The organism is Aeromonas sp. FL131 (assembly GCF_049860615.1).
Lineage (GTDB): Bacteria > Pseudomonadota > Gammaproteobacteria > Enterobacterales > Aeromonadaceae > Aeromonas > Aeromonas hydrophila.
Genome location: NZ_CP187595.1, coordinates 864,741 through 887,944, shown reverse-complemented (window position 1 = coordinate 887,944; position 23,204 = coordinate 864,741). Strand labels below are relative to the sequence as shown.

General features: G+C 62.2%; 23 protein-coding genes and 1 pseudogene. 19 read left to right on the top strand and 5 right to left on the bottom strand.

Translation table 11 applies throughout. The features are described 5' to 3' along the window. Positions 1–21: 21 nt before the first annotated feature. Entirely contained in the window at positions 22–1,266 is a 1,245-nt protein-coding gene (locus tag ACPW75_RS04275) for an NADH:flavin oxidoreductase/NADH oxidase family protein (protein ID WP_425904419.1), read from the bottom strand. 223 nt (positions 1,267–1,489) lie between these two features. Between ACPW75_RS04275 and ACPW75_RS04270 the strand changes: the two genes are divergently transcribed. The 19 genes and pseudogenes from ACPW75_RS04270 to ACPW75_RS04180 all read left to right on the top strand — a co-directional run bounded on the left by ACPW75_RS04270 (position 1,490) and on the right by ACPW75_RS04180 (position 19,592). Beyond that, positions 1,490–1,909: a MerR family transcriptional regulator gene (locus tag ACPW75_RS04270; protein WP_077097132.1), complete on the top strand. Its 420-nt coding sequence runs from the start codon at positions 1,490–1,492 to the stop codon at positions 1,907–1,909. Between the two features lie 182 nt (positions 1,910–2,091). Continuing rightward, entirely contained in the window at positions 2,092–3,297 is a 1,206-nt protein-coding gene (locus tag ACPW75_RS04265) for a hypothetical protein (protein WP_077097133.1), read from the top strand. Between the two features lie 200 nt (positions 3,298–3,497). Next, positions 3,498–4,067, top strand: coding sequence for a hypothetical protein (locus tag ACPW75_RS04260; RefSeq protein ID WP_232105240.1), 570 nt, complete (start codon positions 3,498–3,500; stop codon positions 4,065–4,067). A gap of 18 nt (positions 4,068–4,085) precedes the next feature. Continuing rightward, a complete protein-coding gene (locus ACPW75_RS04255; RefSeq protein ID WP_232105241.1) occupies positions 4,086–4,409 on the top strand; it encodes a BRCT domain-containing protein in 324 nt (107 codons plus the stop codon). Positions 4,410–4,574: 165 nt separating this feature from the next. Then, complete coding sequence (locus tag ACPW75_RS04250) at positions 4,575–4,838, top strand: hypothetical protein (RefSeq protein WP_043159861.1); 264 nt, start codon at positions 4,575–4,577, stop codon at positions 4,836–4,838. Between the two features lie 55 nt (positions 4,839–4,893). After that, a complete protein-coding gene (locus ACPW75_RS04245; protein ID WP_077097135.1) occupies positions 4,894–5,343 on the top strand; it encodes a GNAT family N-acetyltransferase in 450 nt (149 codons plus the stop codon). Positions 5,344–5,478: 135 nt separating this feature from the next. Further along, entirely contained in the window at positions 5,479–5,937 is a 459-nt protein-coding gene (locus ACPW75_RS04240) for a GNAT family N-acetyltransferase (RefSeq protein ID WP_077097138.1), read from the top strand. Between the two features lie 130 nt (positions 5,938–6,067). Beyond that, positions 6,068–6,619 (top strand): GNAT family N-acetyltransferase, encoded by a 552-nt coding sequence (locus ACPW75_RS04235; RefSeq protein ID WP_016350083.1) that lies wholly within the window; start codon positions 6,068–6,070, stop codon positions 6,617–6,619. Between the two features lie 21 nt (positions 6,620–6,640). After that, complete coding sequence (locus tag ACPW75_RS04230) at positions 6,641–7,156, top strand: AAA family ATPase (RefSeq protein WP_077097141.1); 516 nt, start codon at positions 6,641–6,643, stop codon at positions 7,154–7,156. Between the two features lie 633 nt (positions 7,157–7,789). Then, a complete protein-coding gene (locus tag ACPW75_RS04225; protein ID WP_425904418.1) occupies positions 7,790–9,697 on the top strand; it encodes a PTS fructose transporter subunit IIABC in 1,908 nt (635 codons plus the stop codon). Positions 9,698–10,109: 412 nt separating this feature from the next. Continuing rightward, positions 10,110–11,516 carry a hexose-6-phosphate:phosphate antiporter gene (gene uhpT, locus ACPW75_RS04220; RefSeq protein WP_076361246.1) on the top strand — a complete coding sequence of 469 codons (1,407 nt, stop codon included), beginning with the start codon at positions 10,110–10,112 and terminating at the stop codon, positions 11,514–11,516. Positions 11,517–11,828: 312 nt separating this feature from the next. Further along, complete coding sequence (locus ACPW75_RS04215) at positions 11,829–12,134, top strand: PTS fructose transporter subunit IIB (protein WP_041217721.1); 306 nt, start codon at positions 11,829–11,831, stop codon at positions 12,132–12,134. Continuing rightward, positions 12,135–12,902 carry a PTS sugar transporter subunit IIA gene (locus tag ACPW75_RS04210; RefSeq protein WP_077097143.1) on the top strand — a complete coding sequence of 256 codons (768 nt, stop codon included), beginning with the start codon at positions 12,135–12,137 and terminating at the stop codon, positions 12,900–12,902. Positions 12,903–12,979: 77 nt separating this feature from the next. Continuing rightward, positions 12,980–13,920: pseudogene (gene rluE / locus ACPW75_RS04205) on the top strand (23S rRNA pseudouridine(2457) synthase RluE). 96 nt (positions 13,921–14,016) lie between these two features. Beyond that, complete coding sequence (locus ACPW75_RS04200; protein WP_077096047.1) at positions 14,017–14,484, top strand: NUDIX hydrolase; 468 nt, start codon at positions 14,017–14,019, stop codon at positions 14,482–14,484. Between the two features lie 303 nt (positions 14,485–14,787). Next, positions 14,788–15,894: a tRNA 2-thiouridine(34) synthase MnmA gene (gene mnmA / locus ACPW75_RS04195; RefSeq protein WP_139749851.1), complete on the top strand. Its 1,107-nt coding sequence runs from the start codon at positions 14,788–14,790 to the stop codon at positions 15,892–15,894. Positions 15,895–16,183: 289 nt separating this feature from the next. Beyond that, positions 16,184–16,798 (top strand): high frequency lysogenization protein HflD, encoded by a 615-nt coding sequence (gene hflD, locus ACPW75_RS04190; RefSeq protein WP_005334622.1) that lies wholly within the window; start codon positions 16,184–16,186, stop codon positions 16,796–16,798. A 127-nt stretch (positions 16,799–16,925) separates the two neighbouring features. Further along, positions 16,926–18,296, top strand: coding sequence for an adenylosuccinate lyase (gene purB, locus ACPW75_RS04185; RefSeq protein WP_077096018.1), 1,371 nt, complete (start codon positions 16,926–16,928; stop codon positions 18,294–18,296). Positions 18,297–18,461: 165 nt separating this feature from the next. Beyond that, the gene (locus ACPW75_RS04180; protein WP_016350075.1) at positions 18,462–19,592 is read left to right on the top strand and encodes a cupin domain-containing protein; all 1,131 of its coding nucleotides are present in this window, start codon (positions 18,462–18,464) and stop codon (positions 19,590–19,592) included. A gap of 59 nt (positions 19,593–19,651) precedes the next feature. Here ACPW75_RS04180 and ACPW75_RS04175 read toward each other — a convergent pair whose 3' ends face one another. From ACPW75_RS04175 to pdxH, 4 genes are read right to left on the bottom strand one after another with little or no spacing between them, the layout of a single operon-like run. Beyond that, the gene (locus ACPW75_RS04175) at positions 19,652–20,173 is read right to left on the bottom strand and encodes a GNAT family N-acetyltransferase (RefSeq protein WP_077096019.1); all 522 of its coding nucleotides are present in this window, start codon (positions 20,171–20,173) and stop codon (positions 19,652–19,654) included. Between the two features lie 32 nt (positions 20,174–20,205). Continuing rightward, entirely contained in the window at positions 20,206–21,822 is a 1,617-nt protein-coding gene (locus ACPW75_RS04170; protein WP_077096020.1) for a GNAT family N-acetyltransferase, read from the bottom strand. Next, a complete protein-coding gene (locus ACPW75_RS04165) occupies positions 21,822–22,436 on the bottom strand; it encodes a glutathione S-transferase family protein (RefSeq protein WP_077096021.1) in 615 nt (204 codons plus the stop codon). The genes ACPW75_RS04170 and ACPW75_RS04165 overlap by 1 nt, the downstream gene beginning before the upstream one ends. 29 nt (positions 22,437–22,465) lie before the next feature. Beyond that, positions 22,466–23,104, bottom strand: coding sequence for a pyridoxamine 5'-phosphate oxidase (gene pdxH / locus ACPW75_RS04160; protein ID WP_077096022.1), 639 nt, complete (start codon positions 23,102–23,104; stop codon positions 22,466–22,468). Positions 23,105–23,204 lie beyond the last annotated feature (100 nt).

Here is a 23,204-nt window from a genome sequence, read left to right as displayed (position 1 = left end):
GCTGGGTGGCAAGCCCCCTCTTCACTTTTCCTGCGCCTTGATCCAGCGTCGATAGCGGGCGTTGCCAAGCAGGGTCTGCCACTGCTGGCAGGCCAGCGCCAAGGCGGGTGCGATCTTGGGGCGGCTCGGCTGGCCGCGCCCCAGCCGCCGCAGCTGGTATTTCACCATCGCCATATAACCTACCGAGGCCAGCACCTTGTTGCGCCAGGGGATGGGCCGGAGCTCGGCACTTGCCGCCTGCTCACGGTGCCATCTGGCGGGCAGATCCGGGGCGATTGCCAGCGCAGTGGCCATGCCGGCGACCGCCACCCCGCTGCCAAGCACCTGCTCCACCACCGGGTAGCGGCGAATTCCCCCGGTCACCATCACGGGCATATGGGCAACAGAGACGATCTCCCGAGCGAACTCCAGAAAATAGGCCTCCCGCGCCAGAGTCCGACCATCGCGGGCCTGGCCGTGCATGGCGGGCGCCTCGTAACTGCCGCCGGAGAGCTCCACCAGATCCACCTCGAGCGGGTTGAGCATCTCCACCACCGCCTTTGCATCCTCGGTGCTGAAGCCGCCACGCTGAAAGTCGGCGGAGTTGAGCTTGACCGACAGTGCGAAGCCGCTGCCCGCCTGCTGGCGGATCCCTTCAACTATCTCCAGCAGCAAGCGCGCGCGATTCTCAAGGCTGTCGCCCCAACGATCGCGGCGCTGGTTGGTGAGTGGCGAGAGGAACTGGCTCAGCAGATAGCCGTGCGCGGCATGGATCTGCACCCCGTCAAAACCGACACGCTGTGCCAGCAGCGCCGTGTTGATGAAGCGCGCCTTCACCTCGGCAATGTCGGCCTCGCTCATGGCTCTGGGCGGAGAGAACTGCCTCGAGAAACGGCCGAGCGCCATGGGTACGGCGGAAGGGGCCAGGGTGGGCTGCCCCAGCGCCGCGGGCATCTGGCGACCGGGGTGGTTGATCTGCATCCAGATCTGGGCGCCCCCGCTCTTGGCCGCCTCGGCCCAGGCACTGAAACGCCCGGCCAGCGCCGGGGAGAGATCGTCGGAGTCGAGTACCACGCCCCCCGGCCCCGTCATGGCGTGGCCGTCCACCATCACATTGCCGGTGATGACGAGGCCGGCGCCACCCTCTGCCCAGGTACGATAGAGGCGGATTAGCGCCTCTGAGGGGGCATGGTCACGGTCGGCCATGTTCTCTTCCATGGCTGCCTTGGCGAGACGGTTGATAAGCTGGCTGCCATTGGGCAGGGTCAGGGGAGTAAATGGGTTCATGGCGATCTCCTCATAGTGAGGGCCCCACCATAAGTTTGAAGCTGACTTGAAGGTCAAGCCCCTTTGTCGGGATGCCGTTGCGATAGGGGAAATGCTATCCACCCGACCCCCCTTGCTCAGGGCCGTTGACATTCAAGTCGGCTTTAATCTTAGAATCCCCCTTGATCCCGCCCTTCGTCCATGACAGTGGGCGGAGCCGCCAACCCGTAGCCCAGGAGACAAGATGAAGATCGGTGAACTGGCCAGACAGACCGGCATGGCGGCCTCGGCCATCCGCTTCTACGAAGCCAGAGGCCTGCTCAGCAAGGTGCGGCGGGGTGCCAACGGCTATCGCGACTACCCGCCCGAGACGGCGCAGTTGCTGACCATCATCGCCCTGGCGCAGCAGGCGGGCTTCTCCCTCGACGAGATCAAGCAGCTGGTGCCGGCGGATATCAGCACCTGGCAACATGCCCCGCTGCTGGCGGCGCTCAAGGCCAAGGTGAGCGACATCGAGGCGCTGGAGGCAAGACTTGCCCACAGCAAGCAGCAGTTGCAGGCCCTGATCGGGCTGGTGGAATCCAAACCCGACGAGATGCCATGTGAGGAGAACGCCGCCCGGGTATTGGCCAGCATGGGTATCACGCCCCCGCAGCAATCCTGAGCCAAACCGCCCCCTCTCGCGCAGCCCCTTGCTTAAGGCACATTGCCCCTTCAGCGGCGCCGGCACTATACCTAACAGTGCGAGGCCGGCGAGACCCCGCACAGGCATCTCTGCCCCGGCTTGCCGTCCGCGCAGGGAGGATCACGGCCCCGCCCGCCGTCTCTGCTGCAAGGTGAGCCATCATGTCATCACACCAACCCACCGGGGGCAAAAGCACCTCCCCGCTGCCGCTGGAGAACTTTTCTCTGGTGCTGGGCGGCCCACTCTATCAGCTGTGGAGCCGCGCCCATCTCGGCAATGTGTCATCCCACCTGAGGCTGCGCATCGTCACCCTGAGCGCCTTGTGCTGGCTGCCCTTGCTGCTGCTCAGCGCCTGGGAAGGCACCCTGCTTGAAGGGGTCACCGTCCCATTCCTGCTGGACATCGAGTCCCAGGCCCGCTTTCTGATCTGCGTGCCCCTGCTGGTCTTTGCCGAGCTGATCGTCCATCAGCGGATCCGGGGCATCATCGCCCAGTTTCTTGAACGCCAACTGGTGCCAGACGCCTCGCTGCCACGCTTTAATCAGGCCATAGGCAGCGCCATGGCATGGCGCAACTCGGTGGCCGTCGAGCTCGCCCTGCTGCTGTTTGTCTTCTCCAGCGGCTACTTCATCCGCACCAACACCTTCGTGCTCGATGCATCCACCTGGTACGTCACCCAGAGTGACGGTCAGGATCATCTCTCCTTCGCCGGCATCTGGTTTTTCTGGATCAGCATCCCCATCACCCAGTTTCTGGTGCTGCGCTGGCTCTACCGCATCCTGATCTGGAGCCGGCTGTTGTGGCAGCTCTCCTGCCTGCCCCTCGCGCTGATCCCGACCCATCCCGATCGCAATGCCGGCCTCGGCTTTCTCGGGGCCTCGGCCTATGCCTACTCGCCACTGTTGACCGCCTTCGGAGCCCAGCTGGCCGGTTATGTGGCCAACCGCATCCTGCACGATGGCGCCGTGCTCACCGCCTACAAGCCGGAAATTGCCCTGCTGGTGGTCGTGGGGCTGTTGCTGGTACTCGCCCCGCTCACCGTTTTCGCAGGTCAGATCATGCGCACCAAACGCCAGGGGATGCGTGAATACGGCGCCCTGGCGGCCGAATACACCCGCGATTTCGAGCGTCGCTGGCTGCGCAGCCAAGACCGGGATGGCGAAGCCCTGCTGGGAGCCGCCGACATCCAGTCCCTCGCCGATCTCGGCAATGCCTACGCTGTGGTCAAGGAGATCCGCCCCCTGCCCTTTAGCCGGGACACTTTTATGCAGCTCATCCTGGCCACCCTGATACCCTTCGTGCCGCTGCTGTTCACCCTGTTCCCGTTCGAGGTGATGCTGGATCGGGTGATCGGGATTATTTTCTAGGGGCCGGCCTTCACCATATGCGGGGACAAGCTCCCCGCATTCTCGACAAAGCTCACATGCGTGACTAATGGCAGATAAGTCTTCTGGTCTGATTGAAGCCCGCGTAGCTATGATGGCGCCATGAGGAATGCAGGTGGCCACAGGGTCACCGCAGGCAAAAACATATGCCCCTCTCTTCGTAACCAGCCAGGGATCATGCAATGAGTGGATTGGATCGTCACGGCCAGCCATTGGCCAATTACAACGCGGCACGTAACCGCGACAAGCAGCTAAACAATCTGATGGGTATTTTGGATGGTATCGTGGCCGACAGCGCCATCGATGAGCAGGAGATGCTCTATCTGGACATCTGGCTCAAAGAGAGCGCCAGCCTCAACGGCTGGATCTTTTGTGAACTGCGGGAGATGGTGGCCGACGTCCTGCAAGACGGGCAATTGTGTGAAGCAGAGAAGCTGCACTTGATGAGCGCCCTTCCCCGCCTGATGGAAACCTATCGCCATCTACCCGGAGTCGACTTCTATTCAGAAGAGTCAGACAAGTTGTTACTCGAGGGACTCTGCCAGGGCTTGATGGGAGACCAAACGCTTTCTGATGATGAGATCCACTACCTGAACTGGTGGATGAAACAAAACAGCATGCTACGAGCCCACTATCCCGGTAAGCAGCTTTATCAGACCGTGGAGCGGATCCTTCAGGATGGCGTTATCACTGAAGAAGAGAGGGAAGAGTTGCAGCAACAATTGCTGCTGTTTGTCGGCAATCCTTTCTAGCAAGGGGTTGTCACGGGTATGGCGACCAAGCTGGCCATCAGCGATACCGAGATCGATACCTTGCATGGTTGCAGTGTCTGTTTTACCGGTATGTTTCTTTCCGGTACACGCCGGCAGTGCGAGGAAACAGCCCTGCTATTGGGTGCAACTCCCCAAGACGCTGTCACACAAAAACTTGATTACCTCATCATCGGTGAGCTCAGTTCACGGGATTGGCGTTTCTCCTCATATGGCAGAAAAATCGAAAAGGCCATGCTGCTGCAGGAGAAGGGACATGCGCTGCAGATTGTCACCGAGGAGGCTTGGCTTGCCCATGCCAACACTCTGCACGAGTCGACTTGAACCTTACATCACGGCGAGGGCTCACGCCCGCGCCTTGATAATTCATTCCTTCTGCTAGCCCACAGCATGCCAAAACGTGAGCCTGCTCACTGCGTTGGCAAGGAGAGATTGAGAGCCAAGTGGAGAGGAATATGATGGGCACCCACTCTCTTCACGAGCCCCTTTATGAGCAACCCGCACGACCAGAATCCACCGAGTGAAATCCATCGCTGTGACAAATGCCGGGAGCGCACCCGCCATATCGTGGTGCTGGTCGCCCGCGATCACACTCAGGACATCATGCCCAAGGATCCGCGCAAAGCCTTCTGGCAAGCCTTTCGCTCCAGCAGCCTGACCAACGCGGTATTCGGCCAGACCCTCGCCTATCAGGCTACCCATGTAAAGCACCTGATCTGCGAGCGCTGCGGCGAGAAGTTTCTGGAGTATTGAGGCCCAGAGGACGGTGCACTACGGACCGTCAGAGCGGGATAAAAGAGAAATAAAGATGAAGTTTGTCGAGATGGCCCCCGGTCAACTGCCGCTGGCGCTGCTGCTGGAGGCCGATCCCGCAGAGCAGCGCATTGCCGCCTATCTGCCCGGCGCCTGGGGCTTTGCCGCCCTGGCGGGCAACGAGGTAGTGGGCGCCTGCGTGGCGGGTCTGGTGGGGGAGCAAACGGCCGAGCTCTTCAATATCGTCGTTGCCCCCAACCACCAGCAGCAAGGCATCGGATCCCGCCTGCTGCGCTTCGTGTTGACCAGCCTGGCCGGGAAAGGGGTACACCGCGTCGAGCTCGGTACCGGCAGCTTCGGCCACCAGCTCACCTATTACCAGCGCCACGGCTTTCGCGTCGATGCCGTCATTAAGGATCACTTCCTTATCCACTATCCGGAGCCCCTGATGGAACACGGCATCCAGCACAAGGACATGCTGCGGCTCTACCTTGAACTGGGCTAGGCTATCCCTACCCTCAGCAGCCTGTAGCGCCCTGGGGATAAATGGTGGGGGGATCAATTTAGCGTCGCCACATCTCATCGAAAGCAACGAGAGCCATATCGATCGCCATGACACTGGTAAAGGGATGAATGCAGGATGCAGACAAGAAAAGCCAGCCCAGATGAACTGAATGCCATCTTCTGGATGGGCTTTGATGCTTGGGGCGAAGGACTGTCACCGACTGAATATCTGGCGAACTGCCACGCCAGTCAAAAATACCGCTCCGGTGTGTGGTATGTCCTGATTGTGGACAATCAGCCTGTCTCTTCCCTTATCGTCTATCGGGACCGGTTTGGCCTTGGCCAGGGCTGTTTTGGCATAGGTTCACTGGCAACGACACCTGCGATGAGGGGGCAAGGATTTGGTGCCCATCTGCTGCGTGGTGTGACAGGCATGCTGCTGGATAGTCCCGATGCCGTCGCCACCTTCCTCCATGCAGATATCGACCATCACTTCTACGAGAGGCTGGGGTATAGGCGCATTCCGGGGGGTGATTGCATGTATTTCTCTCATAGGCGGCCACGCTATGTCGACGAACCGCCAACCTACTTTTAATCCGCTCCCAGCGTCATCACCTCTACCTTCCAGCCTCCACACATTCTGTGACCAAACAAGCGGTGCAATTCACTTCGTTCATTGCACCATACGGTACTTGATACGCACCTCTGCGATTAACAAGGACGTTATGTTCAAGCTTGAAACAACACATCTTATACTGCGCGATATGCAGCCAACTGATGAGGCGGCATTTGTCGCTATCTCGCAAGAGAGCAAGTATCAGCGGTTTTACAGCGAATCAGATTGCGACCCGGATAAATATCGGCAGCTCACCAAGCTGTTTATCGAGCAGGCAAATGAACACCCTCGCACCGCCTATCAATTGGCCATCGAGTACAAGGCAACCGGGAAATTTATTGGCACGGTCTGCCTGCGTCTTGAAGCAAATAATCAGGCATCAATGGGCTGCGGCATGTCCCGGGAGTATCAGGGTCATGGCTTAATCAATGAAGCAGCGCATGCCTTGCTGGATTTTGGTTTCCGGACCTTGGCGGTACACCGGGTCTATGCAGAAACCATCAGCCGGAATCGCGCTGCGATACGGTTATGCAAAACGTTGGGCATGAGGCAAGAGGGATATTTTCGCGAACACCGTTTCTTCAAAGATCAGTGGTGGGATACCGTGGTGTTGGCCATCCTCCAGCGCGAGTGGCAACAAAGTTCGTCACCAGCCAATTAGGCATATAAAGAGCGCTCATAGATGCAACGAATTCTGATTATTGGCAACTCGGGATCGGGCAAGAGCTGGTTGGCGGCTCGATTGGCTGAGGGATTGACTATCCGGGAGGTCAATCTCGACACCATTGTCTGGCAGCCGGGCGGCTTTAACCAAAAACGGCCCCAGCATAAGATTGACCATGCCATTCAGACACTTGCTCAAGAGCCCTCATGGGTGGTCGAAGGGGTATTTGGCGCCCTGGCCGAGCAACTGCTTGATGCCGCCGATACCCTGCTATTTCTGGATCTCGACTGGTCTGTATGCCGTGATTCACTACTATCACGCGGATCACAAAGTGCCAGGCAACGGGATGCAGTGGCAGCCGAAGAGAGCTTTCAACAACTGCTGGTATGGGCATCGGAATATGGGCAGCGAGCCAGCAAAAGCTCCTGCCAATCCCATCGCGAGCTGTTTGATCGATTCCCAAACGCCAAGCACCGTTTCACGACTCGGGCAGAGGTAAATAGCAATCTCACTCAACTGACCACTCATAGCTAACGGGGTAGCCCGTAGGTTCGAATAGCGGAGCGTATTCGGACGTTCGCGTTATCACCTCTCTCTTTTCGGCCATCCCCTCTCTTGCCTCCCCTCCCTGCCCAAACAAGCGGTGCAATTCACTTCGTTCATTGCACCCTACGGGGCCAATGCCTGTGCTTTCACTCGCGCGTTGTGGTGGGCTGTCTGGCACCAATGGCTCAACCCATTTCTCCACCTTTCCCCTCGCCTGTCTCCCCTTACCAAGCGCCCCGTCACCGCCATTTATGTGCACCAGCTCACACCCCGCCCGCTCTTTTCACCTCACAAATTTACAGCTCCTCACTGATTCTAGGCCGGATAACATCACTCTCCATCATAAAAACATGTTGAAAGAATCAGCACCAAGGCGCTGATTTTAAAAAATAAAAAATAACTTATCGATTCAATCCAGACCCATTTTATCAGCTGGTCTGCTGTGCGATCGGGGTCACACTCGAGGCGATAGCGCACAAAAATCCAGTATTTCGCAGTTTTGTCCGATAGGTGCGCAGCTCAGCGGGCGGGATAATAGTGGGGTCACTTTTGTCTGCATCTCCTGGGCGATAGCCCAGGAAAAGATGCCAACAGGCTCCGGCCAGGAGCAGGGAGAACGCCATGATCACCACCCTTATCAACGAGCAGCTGATCGCGCTCGATTTAAAGGCCACGCGCAAGGAGGAGGTCTTCACCGAGATGACCCGCCTGCTCGCGGCGCAAGGCAAGGTCAGCGACGAGCAACAGTTCATCAAGGACCTGTGGGCCCGGGAAGAGCTGGACAACACCGGCTTTGAAGAGGGCGTCGCCCTGCCCCACGCCAAGAGTGCGGCAGTGAGCACCCCGGCGGTGGCCATCGGCATCAGCCGCGCCGGTATCGAGTACGGCGCCGAGGATGGCAAGCCCTCCCGGCTGTTTTTCATGATTGCCTCTCCGGCTGGCGGCGCCAACCACCATATCGAGGTGCTGGCCGAGCTCTCCGCCAAGCTGATTGAAGAGGGCTTTATCGATGCCCTGCTGGCAGCCAAGACGCCTACCGATGCGCTGGCGCTGCTGCTCGAGAAGAAAGAGCCGCAAGTGGCCACCCCGGCCGCCGACAAGGGGCTGATCATCGGCGTCACCGGCTGCCCGGCCGGCATCGCCCACACCAATCTGGCGGCGGAATCCCTGGAGCGCGCCGCCAAGGAGCTGGGCTTTGAGGTGAAGGTAGAGACCAACGGCTCCATCGGCGTCAAGAACAGCCCGACTGCAGCCGAGATCGCCCGCGCCAGCGCCATCGTGGTGGCCTGCGACAAGCAGGTGGACATGGCCCGCTTCAACGGCAAGCCGCTCATCAAGACAGGCGTGAAGGCCCCCATCAAGGATGGCAAGGGGCTGATTGAGCAGGCGCTGAAGGCCCCCGCCTATGTGGCGGACAAGGATGAGCGCAAGAGCGAGGAGAAGAGCTCAGGCGGCAGCTCGGATCTCTACCGTTATCTGATGAACGGCGTCTCCCACATGATCCCGTTTGTGGTGACGGGGGGTCTGCTGATCGCCCTGGCACTGGCCATCGGCGGCGATCCGACCCCGAGCGGCATGCAGATCCCGGCAGGGAGCATGTGGAACCAGATCCTCAACGTGGGGGTCGCCGCCTTCACCCTGATGATCCCCATTCTGGCGGGCTACATCGCCTACGCCATCGGTGATCGTCCGGCACTGGCACCAGGCTTTATCGGCGGCTGGATCGCCAACAACGGCAGCTTCTACGGCGCCGACGCCGGTACCGGCTTTATCGGTGCCATCATCGCGGGCCTGTTGGTCGGTTATCTGGTGCGCTGGATTGCCACCCGCCACTACCACAAGATGGTGCAGCCGCTGGTGCCGATCCTGATCGCCCCCATCGTCGGTTCCCTCTTTATCGCAGCGGTATTCATCTTCATCATCGGCGCCCCCATTGCCGACATGATGACGGGTCTGAACGCCATGCTGCTCTCCATGAGCGGTGGCAGTCTGGTGCTGCTGGGGATCGTGCTGGGCGGCATGGCCGGCTTTGACATGGGTGGCCCGGTCAACAAGGTGGCCTTCCTGTTCTCGGTGGGCATGATCGCCTCCGGCCAGACCCAGTTCATGGGTGCCATGGCCTGCGCCATCCCGGCCGCGCCCCTTGGCATGTCGCTGGCCACCGTACTGGGTCGCAAGCTCGGCATCTTCGACGCCACCGAGATTGAAGCGGGCAAGGCTGCCGGTGCCATGGGCCTGGTGGGGATCTCCGAAGGTGCGATTCCATTCGCCGCCCGTGATCCGCTCGCCGTCATCCCGGCCAACGTGCTGGGCAGCATGACCGCTGCCGTGATGGCCTTCCTGTTCGGCATCACCAACAGCGTCGCCCACGGTGGTCCCATCGTGGCCCTGCTCGGCGCCGTCAACAAGCCGCTGCTGGCCCTGCTCTGCATGATCTGCGGCGCCATCGTCACCGGCGTGGTCGCGGTTGCCCTGAAAAAACTGCGGGTCAAGAAGAGTGACGAGGTGACCCTGGCCAAGGCCGCCTGATCCCCGTCCAACCAAGCCTCCCTGCTGGGAGCGACCAAACCGGACGAGGCCACCTGCGGGTGGCCTCCTCTTTTGTCGGGTTCGAGAGAGCCCGTCCACCTCTGCTGTACGACGCCGGCTTGTGATCCTCTTCACGCTTCGCGGCCGGATCCCGCCAAACTAGGAAATTTTCCTACCCCCCCTAGGGATGGCTCTCACGCCATTTGCAGCGCGCCTCATTAAAGTCACGCTACCTGATGTCGTTACCCGACCCGCGCCACGGCGCAAGGGACGGGCATGGGTTCAATCGACAGGGGCTCGCCGCGCACCGCGCCCGCTTCCTGTTGTTCTTTCCGTGGCGTGACCTCCAACTCCAATCAAAAAGGGAGGAACGCGGCGGAAACAGCGTCTATCTCGCAGAGGATGAACGAAGATGTTTAAACTGCTCGAACAGGTCCGGGTCCCCACCCTGAACCTGCCGGTCGAAGCCCGGCGCAAGCTCTGGTTCAAACCGTTTATGCAATCCTATCTGGTTGTGTTCATCGGTTACCTGACCATGTATCTGATCCGCAAGAACTTCAACATTGCGCAGAACGACATGATCCAGGAGTACGGTCTCTCCATGACCGAGCTCGGCATGATCGGCCTTGGCTTCTCCATCACCTACGGGGTGGGCAAGACCATCGTCTCCTACTATGCCGATGGCAAGAACACCAAGCAGTTCCTGCCGCTGATGCTGATCCTCTCCTCCCTCTGCATGCTGGGCTTCAGTGCCAGCATGGGCGGCACGGGTTTCAGCCTCTACCTGATGATCTTCTTCTACGCGGCCAGCGGTTTCTTCCAGAGCTGTGGCGGCTCCTGCAGCTACTCCACCATCACCAAGTGGACGCCCCGCAACAAGCGCGGCACCTACCTCGGCATGTGGAACCTCTCCCACAACGTGGGCGGGGCCGGTGCGGCCGGGGTGGCGCTGTTCGGTGCCAACTACCTGTTCGATGGCAACGTGCTCGGCATGTTCATCTTCCCCTCCATCATCGCGCTGATCGTCGGCTTCATCGGCCTGCGCTTTGGTAGCGATTCGCCGGAAGCCTATGGTCTGGGCAAGGTGGAAGAGCTGTTTGACGAAGTGGCCAGCGAAGAAGATATCGCCACCGAAGAGCAGCAGCTGACCAAGTGGCAGATCTTCGTCAAGTACGTGCTGATGAACAAGGTGATCTGGCTGCTCTGCTTTGCCAACATCTTCCTCTACGTGGTGCGCATCGGTATCGACCAGTGGTCCACCGTCTATGCCCACCAGGAGCTCGGTTTCTCCAAGGAAGTAGCCATCCAGGGCTTTACCTTCTTCGAAGTGGGCGCTCTGGTCGGTACCCTGATGTGGGGTTACCTCTCGGATCTGGCCAACGGTCGCCGTGGTCTGGTGGCCTGTATCGCGCTGGCGCTGATCATCGCCACCTTGGGGCTCTACCAGCACGCCACCACCCAGTTCATGTTCCTGGGATCCCTGTTCCTGCTTGGCTTCCTGGTGTTCGGTCCGCAACTGCTGATCGGCGTGGCCGCCGTGGGCTTCGTACCCAAGCAGGGCATCAGCGTGGCCGATGGCGTCAAGGGCACCTTCGCCTACCTCATCGGTGACAGCTTCGCCAAGCTGGGTCTGGGCATGATTGCCGACGGCACCCCTATCTTCGGCCTGACCGGCTGGACCGGCACCTTCGCCGCGCTGGACATGGCCGCCGCCGCCTGTCTGGTGCTGATGGCCTGCGTCGCGGTCGCCGAAGAGCGCAAGATCCGCCGCATCAAGCGTGAACTGAAAGCAGCTACCTTGGCCACCCAGTCCGTCTGAACCAGCGCGAGCTCAAAGCTGCCACCCTGGCCACCCAGTCCGTCTGAGCCCCGGCATCCGCCCAAGCAGACCGGGCAGTCACTGCCCGGCAGCACGGTTTCACTCCGTAGTGAGCATTCGGCCCGCCCTCTGGCGGGCCGTTTTTTATCCTCTCTTTTCCCCACTTGTCCCTTTTGGGGCCACAAAAGCGCTCACCCCTTGCCCATCCCTTCAACAGAGCGCAGTCGGGATCCCATTTTTGCCTCCGCCCCTTTGGCAAGGCCGCCCCTTGGCGCTATCTTGTTGCCCCACCCAAACTTGCCGTGAGAGCCCATGAAGATCCTCGCCGTCACCGCCTGCCCCACCGGCATCGCCCACACCTACATGGCCGCCGAGGCGCTGCAAAAAGCCGCCGACAAGCTGGGGCTCAAGATCAAGGTCGAAACCCAGGGGGCCATGGGGCTGGAGAACATCCTCACCGCCCGCGACATCGCAGGCGCCGATCTGGTGCTGATCGCCTCCGATATCGAGATTGAGCAAAAAGATCGCTTCCTCGGCTGTCCCATCCACCAGGTCGCGCTGGAGGCGGTGCTGCTCGATGCGGTGGCCGTGCTCAAGGCCGCCGCCCCCGGCGTCTGAATGCTGATCCGCGAGATCTCCTTTCACTGCCGGCTGGGGCTCACCATCACCCAGGCCAAGCAGTTGAGCCGGCTGGCCGGGCTGTTCAAGTCCCATATCCAGTTCATCAACGTCACCCGCCATCAGGCGGTAGAGGCGACCAACCAGCTCTCCCTGCTCACCCTGGCCACCCAGCCCGGCGATCTCTGTCTGCTGCTGATCGAGGGGCTAGATGCCGAGCTGGCCCACATGGCCTTCACCTGCTGGTGCGTGGAGCTAGGCCAGCCGCTGGGGCGCCCCGGCAGTGCCACCCTGGCCGAGCAGCGCCTGGGCCAGGCGCTGCCCGACTATTGCTTCACCCTGGCTCAACTTGGCCATGCCACGGCGCCCCTCGACAAGGGCCAGGCATTGGCGGTGCTGGTGGATCTGCTGCCCGCCGCGCTGATAAGCGACAGGCCAGCGCTGGAGCAGGCCATCGCCGCGCGCGAGCAACTGGCCGCCACCATCATCCGGCCCGGGCTCGCCATGCCCCACGTCATCTGCCCCGCCATCCGTCGACCCGCGCTCTCGCTGCTCAGCAGCAGCGAGCCCATCGAGTGGGGCTCCGCACTCGGGCCGGTGCAGACCCTGATTTTGCTGGCAGTGCCCACCGGTCTGGCTCCCGAGCAGTTGCGCCCCCTCACCCGGCTGGCCCGCGCACTGATGGACGAGCAGGTGGGCACCGCATTGCTGCACGCCGGCTCCGCCCCCGCCCGTCAGGCCATCGTCATCGACGGCCTGCTCGGCTGAGCAGCTGGCCTCCCGTCCCCGTCGTTCATGCCCGCGACAGCCCCCTGTGGTACACTCGCCCTTCCCCTGTTTTTGGTATGCATGCGATGAAATCAACCCGCCCCCGTCTCTCCCTCTCCCCCGCCCTGACACCGAGCACAAGGCCAAAGGGCCCGCCATGACGCGCCCATCCCAACGCCGGGAGGCGCAGCACGCCATGAGAGACAAGGAGGGCGAGCGCAAACCGGCCCCCGCCCCGGCCGATCGCAAGCTGCTGCTGTTGAACAAGCCCTACATGGTGCTCTGTCAGTTCACCGACGAGGCGGGCCGCGAGACCCTCAAGGATTACATCACCGAGCCCGGTATCTATGCCGCGGGCCGGCTCGACCGGGACAGCGAGGGGCTGTTGCTGCTCACCAACGACGGCAAGCTGCAGGCGCGCCTCACCCAGCCGGGAGAGAAGACCCCCAAGACTTACTGGGTGCAGGTGGAAGGAGTGCCAAGCGAGGAGAAACTGGCTGCCCTGCGCGCCGGAGTGGAACTCAACGACGGCATGACCCTGCCCGCCGGGGCGCGCATCATGGAGGAACCTGCCGTGTGGCCACGCAACCCGCCCATTCGCGAGCGCAAGGAGATCCCCACCTGCTGGCTGGAGATCAAGATAGTGGAGGGGCGCAACCGCCAGGTGCGGCGGATGACCGCCCACATCGGCCACCCCACCTTGCGCCTTATCCGCTACGCCATCGGCGACTGGACCCTCGACGCGCTGGCACCGGGGGAGAGCCGCGCCCTGCCCGCCCCCGAGCTGGCACCGGCCCCTCGGCCAACTACCACGCAAGGGAAAGCACGGGCATCCGCCAGGCCGCAAGGGACAGGCAGCCACAACGCACCGCGAGCGGCTCGCCGCCCCCTGCATCAGGGCCAAGAGCAGGCACCCGGCCAAGGGCGGGGCAACCGCGAAGCCGAGCCGCGCCCCGGCCATCGCAGCGGCGGGCGCACCACCGCCCGTCGCCCGGCCCGTAGCAAGCCGTCGGAATAACACGCGTAAGCCATTTGGCCTGCGTGTCGTCACCTGAACAGCACACTTGAAGCGAGCGCCCCACCGGGGGCACAGCCAACCAGACAAGGAGTCCCTATGAGCGATCACCCACCGCTGCCCACCCGCCTCACCGTGGCCGCCCTGGTACACTGGCAGGGCCGCTTCCTGCTGGTGGAAGAGGAGATCAAGGGCCAGCGCCGCTTCAACCAGCCCGCCGGCCATGTGGAGCCGGGGGAAGATCTCATCCAGGCGGCCTGCCGCGAGCTGAAGGAAGAGACCGGGCTCACCGCCGCCCCCACCGGCTGGCTCGGAGTCTATCTCTACAAGCCGGCGGACAGCGAGGCCACCTTTGTGCGTACCGCCGTCATCTTCGACCTTGAAAAGGCGCCGGGTCAGCACCATCCAGAGGATCCTGACGGCGACGTGCTGGCCTGCCACTGGCTCACCCTGGCGGAGATCGCCGAGTGCAAACAAGCCCTGCGCAGCCCTCTGGTGTGGCAGTGCATTCAGGACTACCTGGCCGGCACCCGCTTGCCGCTGTCGGCCCTCAAGGCCTTCATCTGAGAGCCTGCCCACGCTCTTACTGCGAGACCGTGATCAAGGCTCATGTGCTGCTCGGAATCCTCACGTATATCTATACGCTCCGGTTCCTGCGCTGCTCTTTACCTTGCTGACGGCCTCTCGTGACAGATCGTGAACAGGCTATGCGGGACCGTTTGGCGCCACTTTTTCATCATGGCGCCGACAAATAGAAAAACGATTTCCTGCTGCCGGGTTCCTGATGGGAACGGCGGCATGGATATGTGACCGGGGGCGCGAAATTCTGGTAGAATACGCCCCGTTTAAACGAACTGGTAACTTCGACTAATGACAGACAACAGCCAAATCAAGGTGATCGTCGGCATGTCCGGCGGCGTGGATTCTTCCGTCTCGGCCTACCTGCTCCAGCAGCAGGGCTATCAGGTCGAAGGCTTGTTCATGAAGAACTGGGAAGAAGACGACACGGACGAGTACTGCTCTGCCGCCCAGGATTTGGCTGATGCCAAGGCCGTCTGCGACAAGCTGGGGATGAAACTCCACACCATCAACTTCGCCGCCGAGTACTGGGACAACGTGTTCGAGCACTTCCTCGAAGAGTACAAGGCCGGCCGTACGCCGAACCCGGATATCCTGTGCAACAAGGAGATCAAGTTCAAGGCGTTCCTGGAGTTTGCCGCCGAAGAGCTGGGGGCCACCTACATCGCCACCGGCCACTATGTGCGCCGTGACGACAGCACAGGCCGCCCGCGCCTGCTGCGCGGTCTGGATACCAACAAGGATCAGAGCTACTTCCTCTACACCTTGAGCGAAGCTCAGGTGGGTCAGAGCCTGTTCCCGGTCGGGGATCTGGAGAAGCCGGAGGTGCGCCGCATCGCCGAGCAGCTGGATCTCATCACCGCCAAGAAGAAAGACTCCACCGGCATCTGCTTTATCGGTGAGCGCAAATTCAAGGACTTCCTGGCCAAGTTCCTGCCCGCCCAGCCCGGCCCCATCGAAACCGTGGACGGCAAGGTGATCGGCGAGCATCAGGGGCTGATGTATCACACCCTGGGCCAGCGCAAGGGGCTTGGCATCGGCGGGCGCAAAGACGCCACCGAAGAGGCCTGGTACGTGGTCGACAAAGAGGTGGAGCGCAACGTGCTGGTGGTGGCGCAGGGCGAGCATCCCCGTCTCTACTCCGATGGCCTGATCGCGAGCCAGCTGCACTGGGTGGATCGCACCCCCATTCGCGCGCCGCGCCGCTGCACCGTCAAGACCCGCTATCGGCAGGAAGATATCCCCTGCCTGATCCAGCCCATCGACGACGAGACCATCCGGGTCATCTTCGACGAGAAGCAAGCTGCGGTCACCCCGGGTCAGTCCGCCGTCTTCTACGACGGGGAAGTGTGTCTGGGCGGCGGCATCATCGAACAACGTTTCAGCCATCCGGTCTAAGGGCTGGGGCGCTCACGAGCGTTCGCGCTGTACTCCCTTCTCCCCTCGCGGGAGCTGGGGCGCTCACGAGCGTTCGCGCTGTACTCCCTTCTCCCCTCGCGGGAGAAGGGACAAAGACAAAACAGCACAAGGCAGCGATACATGATTGGCAACTTCCAGGCCGGATCATGGCATCGGCCGGTGAATGAACAGAACAGGGCTGTGAAGATATGAGCGACAAATTCCAAGGCCGGATCATGGCCTGCAGCGGATATCTGCCAGTGAATGAACAGAACAAGGCCGCGAAGATATGAGCGACAAATTCCAAGACAGAACCATGGCCTTTGCCGGCATCTGCCAGGCCGCCTATCTGGTGCAGAAGGTGGCCCGTGACGGCAGCTGCGACGAAGCGGCCCTGCGCGAGAGCCTCTCCAGCATTCTGGTGACCAACCCGAGCCAGCCGCTCGAGGTGTTCAACAACACCCATCTGGCCATTCGCGACGGCTACCGCGCGCTGGTCGAGCAGCTGGGCGCCGACGGCAGCCAGAAGAATGCCGAGCTGACCCGCTACGTGGTGAGCCTGATCGCGCTGGAGCGCAAGCTGGCCAAGCGCAAGGACATCCTCAACATGCTGGGTGAGCGGATCAGCCAGATTGGCCGCCAGCAACAGCACTTCGATCTGCTCGACGAGCAGATCCTGGCCAACATGGCGAGCATCTACAGCGACCTCATCAGCCCCATCGGGCCGCGCATTCAGGTGGCGGGTACCCCGCTGTTCCTGCAGCAACCGCTGGTGCAGCACAAGGTGCGCGCCCTGCTGCTGGCCGGCATCCGGGCCTGCGTGCTGTGGCGTCAGCTCGGCGGCAGCCGCACCCAGATCATCTTCGCTCGCAAGAAAATGGTGGAGCTGGCCAAACGTTACTAAATAATCGGCTCGCGCGCGGGCCGAGGGACGACAGCAAGGCGGGCAGCCGCACATCCCCCTTGCTGACACCCTGGGCCACGCGCGAGTGGATACGGATCCCCCACACCAATCATCAGGAGTTCACCCCATGGAGCTGTCCGCGCTGACTGCTGTTTCCCCGATTGACGGTCGTTATGGCGACAAGGCCGATGCCCTGCGCCCTATCTTCTCCGAATTCGGCCTGCTGCGTTTTCGCGTCGAAGTCGAGGTGCGCTGGTTGCAAAAACTGGCCAGCCACGCCGGGATCCCGGAAGTCCCTGCCCTGAGCGCGGCCGCCAGTGCCCTGCTCGACGACATCGTCAGCAACTTCAACGAGCAGGATGCCGCCCGCATCAAACAGATCGAGCGCACCACCAACCATGATGTGAAAGCGGTGGAGTACTTCCTGAAAGAAAAAGTCGAAGTGAACCCGGAGCTGGCAGCTGTCAGCGAGTTCATCCACTTCGCCTGCACCTCGGAAGACATCAACAACAACTCCCACGGCCTGATGCTGAAAACCGCCCGCGAAGAGGTCATCAAGCCTTACTGCGAGAAGCTGATTTCCGAACTCAAGCGTCTGGCTCATGAGTACCGCGACATGCCGCTGCTGTCCCGTACCCACGGTCAGCCGGCGACCCCGAGCACCATGGGCAAGGAGATGGCCAACGTCGCCTACCGGCTGGAGCGCCAGTACAAGCAGATCATGGCGGTAGAGATCCTCGGCAAGATCAACGGCGCGGTCGGCAACTACAACGCCCACATCAGCGCCTACCCGGATGTTGACTGGCACCAGTTCTCCGAGGAGTTCGTCACCTCCCTCGGCCTTTCCTGGAACCCCTACACCACCCAGATCGAGCCGCACGACTACATCGCCGAGCTGTTCGACGCCATGGCCCGCTTCAACACCATCCTGATCGACTTCGATCGCGACGTGTGGGGTTACATCTCCCTGGGCCACTTCAAGCAGCGCACCATCGCCGGCGAAATCGGCTCCTCCACCATGCCGCACAAGGTCAACCCCATCGACTTCGAGAACTCCGAAGGCAATCTGGGTCTGGCCAACGCCGTGTTCCAGCATCTGGCCTCCAAGCTGCCCATCTCCCGCTGGCAGCGTGACTTGACCGACTCGACCGTGCTGCGCAACCTGGGTGTAGCGGTGGGCTACTCCCTGATTGCCTATCAGGCGACCCTCAAGGGCATCTCCAAGCTGGAAGCCAACGACGCAGCCATGGCTGCCGATCTGGATGCCAACTGGGAAGTGCTGGCCGAGCCGATCCAGACCGTGATGCGCCGTTACGGCATCGAGAAGCCCTACGAGAAGCTCAAAGAGCTGACCCGTGGCCGCCGCGTCGATGCCGAAGGGATGCGTACCTTTATTGACACCCTGGCGTTGCCGGAAGCCGTCAAGGTCGAGCTGAAGAAGCTGACCCCGGCCAACTACATCGGCGACGCCCAGCGTCTGGTCGATCTGCTGAAATAAGCGAATAAGTGACACCACCGGGGCCCTGTGCATGATCTGCAACAGGGCCCCGGTTATTTTATGTGGCACCCTATACACCCTTTGCAAGAGGTCTTGCCCGAGGCCAGCCACCGCCTCCGGCAAGACCTCTCTTGACCTTTGTCGAACCCTTTGACGAGAAGATCTATGTACCAACTCAATCTGGATATCGCTCACTTCCTCGAGCACTACTGGCAGAAGCGCCCACTGCTCATCAAGGGCGGCTTCACCGACTTTCAGGATCCCATCAGCCCGGACGAGCTGGCGGGTCTGGCCATGGAAGAGGTGATTGAATCGCGCCTCGTCACCCGCTTCAACAACAAGTGGGAGGCAGCTCACGGCCCCTTCGAATCCTACGATCACCTGGGTGAAGAGAACTGGACCGTGCTGGTGCAGGCCTGCAACCACTGGGCCCCCGAGGTCAATGAGCTGGCAGTGCCGTTCCAGTTCATCCCCGGCTGGCGTTTTGACGATGTGATGGTGAGCTTCTCCACCCCTCACGGCGGGGTCGGTCCCCACATCGACAACTACGATGTGTTCATCACCCAGGGCCAGGGCAAACGCCACTGGCGCGTCGGCGATGCTAAACCCTTGAACGAGTTCGCCGCCCACGCGGCCCTGCTGCACTGCGAGCCGTTCGAGGCGATCATCGACGTCATCATGGAGCCGGGCGATATCCTCTACATCCCACCTGGATTCCCCCACGAGGGCTACGCCATCGAGCCGTCCCTGAACTTCTCGGTGGGCTTCCGCGCGCCGGATGCCAAGGCGCTTATCTCCTCCTTTGCCGATCACCTGATCGACAACGAGGTGCGCACCGAGCGTTACGGCGATGCCGACCTCAAGCCCCGCGCCCGTCACGGCGAGATCCAGCCCCACGAGCTGCACCGTCTGCGCGAGCTGATGCAGCAGGCCCTCGATGACGAGACCCTGTTCAAGGAGTGGTTCGGCACCATGATCTCCGAGGCCAAGCACGATCTGGACGTCAATCCGGTGGAGCCGGACTACAGCGCCGAGGAAGTGGCCGACCTGCTGACCCAGGGCGAGCCCGCCATCAAGGTGCCGGGCCTGCGCACCGTCTGGTTCAGCGGCGAGAGCCAGCAGTGCTATATCGATGGCGAAGCCTGGACGCTGCCAAGCGAGGATGCCGCCGCCATTTCGCTCTTGTGTGACAAGGACATGGTCACCCAGGCCGACATGGTGGAGCTTGCCGATCAGGCCGGCTTCCTGCAACTGCTGACCCGGCTGGTCAACCGCGGCTACTGGTTCTTCAGCTGAGCTGACGGACAGAGATAAAAAAGGCGCCCGAGGGCGCCTTTTTCACAGATATAGACCATTCATGCCTCGAGCGGCGCTTCGTCAGGCAGCTCGTCAAACAACGGGTGGTAAAGCACTTCGCCCTGCATCCCGGTCAGGCCGCCTTCTTGCAGCTCCATCGCCATGAAGCAGTCGGCGGGCACCTCGTAGATGCAGTGCAGGCCGAACTCGCTGGCGGGGCGAAAACCGAAGCGGCTGTAATAGGTCGGGTCACCCAGCACCACCACCGCCTTCCAGTCCATCTCCAGCGCCGTATCCAGCCCCTCGCGCACCAGATCCGACCCTATGCCCTGCCCCTGCCAATCGGGATGGACCGCCACGGGTGCAAGACCGAGCCAGGGCCCTTCCATGCCGTTAATGGTGATCGGGCTCAGCATCAGGTGCCCCATGAACTCGTACTCCTCCTCCTCGAGCATGGTCACCACGGCGGCACCACATTCGCGCAGGCGGTTGACCAGTTCGGCCTCGTCGGAACGGCCAAAGGCGGCGCTCACCAGGTCATAGACCGGCAGCATGTCGCCGGGGCGCTCGGTTCTCAGCATACAGCGTTACTCCTCGTACAGCAGAGCGGGCATTATTCCACAAACTGACCGCCGCCCTGAGCACCTTTGTCGAGAAATGGGAGGGTGAACTCAGGAAACCGCACGGCCAGCAGCCGCAGCACGGTTTGCAGATCGCTCGATTGCAGGGTGGTGATGGCCGCCCGATAGGCCGCAAGCAGCTCGGCATCCCCCTGCTCCAGCCAGCTCAAAGTCTGGTCTGGCCCGCGATGCCAGCATCCGGCCAGCTCGTCGATGAGGGCAGGCAACTCCACCAGCAGCCAGAGCTGGTGATAACGGCGACTGACGCCATCCCCCTGTGTGTTCTCGCCGCTGGCCCGGCGGGCCAAGGTGCCCAGCCAGCCGAGCCGCTGACGCCGCTCCGCCAGCGTGAGCGGTGCCGGCCCCTGGCGCTGCAGGCTGGCCAGCTGCTGCAGATAAGCTAACCCCTGCTCGTCACGGTCCTTGAGCAGCAACCCCCGGTACAGATAGAGTTGGTCCGGCTCAGCCTGCGCCAGCATCGCCTGATCGTGATACTCCAGCGCCAGCGGCCCGTCGTCCTCCTGCTCGGGTAGGGTTTCGACAACCAGTCCGCTTTCTGGCTCCGGCTGTGCCAGAAAGAGGGCCAGCCGCCTCGGTTCATCCTCCTCACCGCCCGCTTGCAGGATGGCCGCCACCACCCGTTCGTCGGCCAGCAGAGGGGCCAACTGCCGTGTCAGCGGGGCCGCGAGCGTCTGGCTTCGCTCCAGCAGCCAGTAGCTCACCTCGCACGGCGGCTGACCACTCAGCTCACGCCGACCGCAATAGCGCATGCCAAGCTTGGCCATCACCCGGCCGGAGGCCAGATTGCCTGGCATATGGCGGGCGGTCAGCACCGGCAGTTGCAGCCGGTCAAACGCAAAGGCCTTGACCAGCCGGGAGGCCCGGGTCGCCAGCCCGCGATTTTGCCAGGGCACGCCTACCCACCAGGCCAGCTCGCCATTCCAGTGCAGCGAGATCACCCCCACCAGCGGCGCCTGGCCCTCCCCCGCCGGCAGGGTCAGCGCCCAGCTCCAGCCCAGCCCGAGCGCCGCCTTGCGCCAGCAGCCGGCCAACCAGTCACGGGCAGCCTCCGGCGGGTAGGGATGGGGGATGTTGAGGGTGTAGCGGGCGAGCGCCGCATCGCTGCAATAACGCACCGCGTCGGTTTCGTCCTGCGCCAACAAAGGACGCAGTTGCAGGGCAGGCCCCGATGGCGAGGCGGGCTCGACCAGCACCGGCACCGTCAGGCGGCGGGCCAGCAGACGGTTGAGCACGGCGCCCAGATCGTCTTGCGCCGTCAGCGTCAGATCGGCGCCCTGTGGCCCCAGCGTCAACAGCCCCTCCTCCTGGGCCAGGGTCAGCAGGGAGGCCGAGCCGCTGATGAGGATCTGGCGGCTCGGATCCCTCGCGGGCTGGGCAGGCAAGTCACCATCCAGCCAGGTGGCCAGCAGCGCGCTGGCCGAACGCACGCCATCGGGCGGACAACTGGACCAGAGTCCACCGGTGTCGCTCGGCAAACGCTCATCGACCTTGCTCTGCAGCAACAGCCAGCGACCGCCCTGCCGTTGCCAGGCCTGCAGCACCGGTGCCCAGTGGGGCTGCCACAAGGCCCGCTCGATCAGCAGCTCCATCAGCCGGCCTGACAGGCAGCCGGCAGGCTCAGGTGGCGGGGATGCGCCTCGAGGCGGGCGATCCAGTCGCGAATGGCCGGCCAGCCCTGCAGCGAGAAAATCCCCTCCTCCGCCACATGGGTGTAAGCGTAAAGCGCGATGTCGGCGATGGTCGGAGAATCACCGCACAGGTAGGGACTCTGCTTGAGCTGCTGCTCCAGCACCGCCAGCGCCTTTTCGCCGCCTGCTTTGAGCCCGTCGAGGCGCGCCTCCTGAGACTCCGGCCGCCCCAGATAGTGCACGATGAAACGGGCCACCGCGATATAGGGCTCATGGCTGTACTGCTCGAAGAACAGCCACTTGAGCACCTCGGCCTGCTGGCGCGGCTCGGTCGGCCACAGGGGCGAGCCCTGCGCCAGATAGAAGAGGATGGCGTTGGATTCCGCCAGGGTATCGCCGTGGGCCAGCTCCAGCACCGGGATCTTGCCGTTGGGGTTGATGGCCAGAAAATCGGGGGTACGGGTCTCCCCCGCCAGCACATCCACCGGCACCCAGTCGAGGGGCAGTTCAAGCCAGCGGGCCAGCAACCAGGGCTTGTAACAGTTGCCGGACTTCAGATCGCCATACAGACGCATACAGACTCCTTGTCAGCGGCAGCGGGCACTCAGGGCGCCAGCCGCTCGATGTGCCAGCCTTCCCCCTCGCGGGTGTAGTAGAAACGATCGTGCAGGCGATGCTCACCCCCCTGCCAGAATTCGACCGTGTCGATCCGCACCCGAAAACCGCCCCAGAAGCTCGGCAGCGGCACTTCGCCATTGGCAAACTTCTGCTTGAACTCGAGGAATTTGGCCTCCAGCACGCCGCGCGCCGAGATGCGGGTCGACTGCTGGGAAACCCAGGCGGCGATCTGGCTGTCCTTGGGGCGGCTGTGGAAGTACTTCATCACCTCGAAGGTGCTCATCTTCTCCACCCGGCCGGTCACATGCACTTGTCTATCCAGCGTGTGCCAGGGAAACAGCAGGCTGATGCGGGGGTTGCCCTCCAGCTGATGCGCCTTGCGGCTGCCCATGTTGGTGTAGAACACCATGCCCTCGGCATCGTAGTGCTTGAGCAGCACGGTACGCTGCCAGGGCTGGCCGTCGGCATCGACGGTGCCCACCACCATGGCGGTGGGATCGGTCAGCTTGGCCTCGCACGCCTGGGCCAGCCACTTCTCGAACAGGGCGAGGGGCTCGGCTGGCAGATCGGCCCGGTGCAATCCACCCCGGGTGTATTCGCGGCGCAGATCGGCTACATCCATCATCTTGATTTTCCTTCTCTCTTTGCCGCCCATGCGGCCATGCGTGCTGGCATTGTGCGACGAGCACGCCATGGGTACAAGCCTTGTGACCGGCAAATGGCGG

Bases quoted from the DNA above. Each gene is read 5' to 3' on its own strand.
- ACPW75_RS04215 (WP_041217721.1), top strand. From the start codon at position 11,829: ATGAAGATCCTCGCCGTCACCGCCTGCCCCACCGGCATCGCCCACACC.
- ACPW75_RS04240 (WP_077097138.1), top strand. From the start codon at position 5,479: ATGCAGACAAGAAAAGCCAGCCCAGATGAACTGAATGCCATCTTCTGG.
- pdxH (WP_077096022.1), bottom strand. From the start codon at position 23,104: ATGATGGATGTAGCCGATCTGCGCCGCGAATACACCCGGGGTGGATTG.
- ACPW75_RS04180 (WP_016350075.1), top strand. From the start codon at position 18,462: ATGTACCAACTCAATCTGGATATCGCTCACTTCCTCGAGCACTACTGG.
- hflD (WP_005334622.1), top strand. From the start codon at position 16,184: ATGAGCGACAAATTCCAAGACAGAACCATGGCCTTTGCCGGCATCTGC.
- ACPW75_RS04260 (WP_232105240.1), top strand. From the start codon at position 3,498: ATGAGTGGATTGGATCGTCACGGCCAGCCATTGGCCAATTACAACGCG.
- uhpT (WP_076361246.1), top strand. From the start codon at position 10,110: ATGTTTAAACTGCTCGAACAGGTCCGGGTCCCCACCCTGAACCTGCCG.
- ACPW75_RS04245 (WP_077097135.1), top strand. From the start codon at position 4,894: ATGAAGTTTGTCGAGATGGCCCCCGGTCAACTGCCGCTGGCGCTGCTG.
- ACPW75_RS04175 (WP_077096019.1), bottom strand. From the start codon at position 20,173: ATGCTGAGAACCGAGCGCCCCGGCGACATGCTGCCGGTCTATGACCTG.
- ACPW75_RS04235 (WP_016350083.1), top strand. From the start codon at position 6,068: ATGTTCAAGCTTGAAACAACACATCTTATACTGCGCGATATGCAGCCA.
- ACPW75_RS04265 (WP_077097133.1), top strand. From the start codon at position 2,092: ATGTCATCACACCAACCCACCGGGGGCAAAAGCACCTCCCCGCTGCCG.
- ACPW75_RS04275 (WP_425904419.1), bottom strand. From the start codon at position 1,266: ATGAACCCATTTACTCCCCTGACCCTGCCCAATGGCAGCCAGCTTATC.
- mnmA (WP_139749851.1), top strand. From the start codon at position 14,788: ATGACAGACAACAGCCAAATCAAGGTGATCGTCGGCATGTCCGGCGGC.
- purB (WP_077096018.1), top strand. From the start codon at position 16,926: ATGGAGCTGTCCGCGCTGACTGCTGTTTCCCCGATTGACGGTCGTTAT.
- ACPW75_RS04170 (WP_077096020.1), bottom strand. From the start codon at position 21,822: ATGGAGCTGCTGATCGAGCGGGCCTTGTGGCAGCCCCACTGGGCACCG.
- ACPW75_RS04255 (WP_232105241.1), top strand. From the start codon at position 4,086: ATGGCGACCAAGCTGGCCATCAGCGATACCGAGATCGATACCTTGCAT.
- ACPW75_RS04210 (WP_077097143.1), top strand. From the start codon at position 12,135: ATGCTGATCCGCGAGATCTCCTTTCACTGCCGGCTGGGGCTCACCATC.
- ACPW75_RS04165 (WP_077096021.1), bottom strand. From the start codon at position 22,436: ATGCGTCTGTATGGCGATCTGAAGTCCGGCAACTGTTACAAGCCCTGG.
- ACPW75_RS04250 (WP_043159861.1), top strand. From the start codon at position 4,575: ATGAGCAACCCGCACGACCAGAATCCACCGAGTGAAATCCATCGCTGT.
- ACPW75_RS04270 (WP_077097132.1), top strand. From the start codon at position 1,490: ATGAAGATCGGTGAACTGGCCAGACAGACCGGCATGGCGGCCTCGGCC.
- ACPW75_RS04230 (WP_077097141.1), top strand. From the start codon at position 6,641: ATGCAACGAATTCTGATTATTGGCAACTCGGGATCGGGCAAGAGCTGG.
- ACPW75_RS04225 (WP_425904418.1), top strand. From the start codon at position 7,790: ATGATCACCACCCTTATCAACGAGCAGCTGATCGCGCTCGATTTAAAG.
- ACPW75_RS04200 (WP_077096047.1), top strand. From the start codon at position 14,017: ATGAGCGATCACCCACCGCTGCCCACCCGCCTCACCGTGGCCGCCCTG.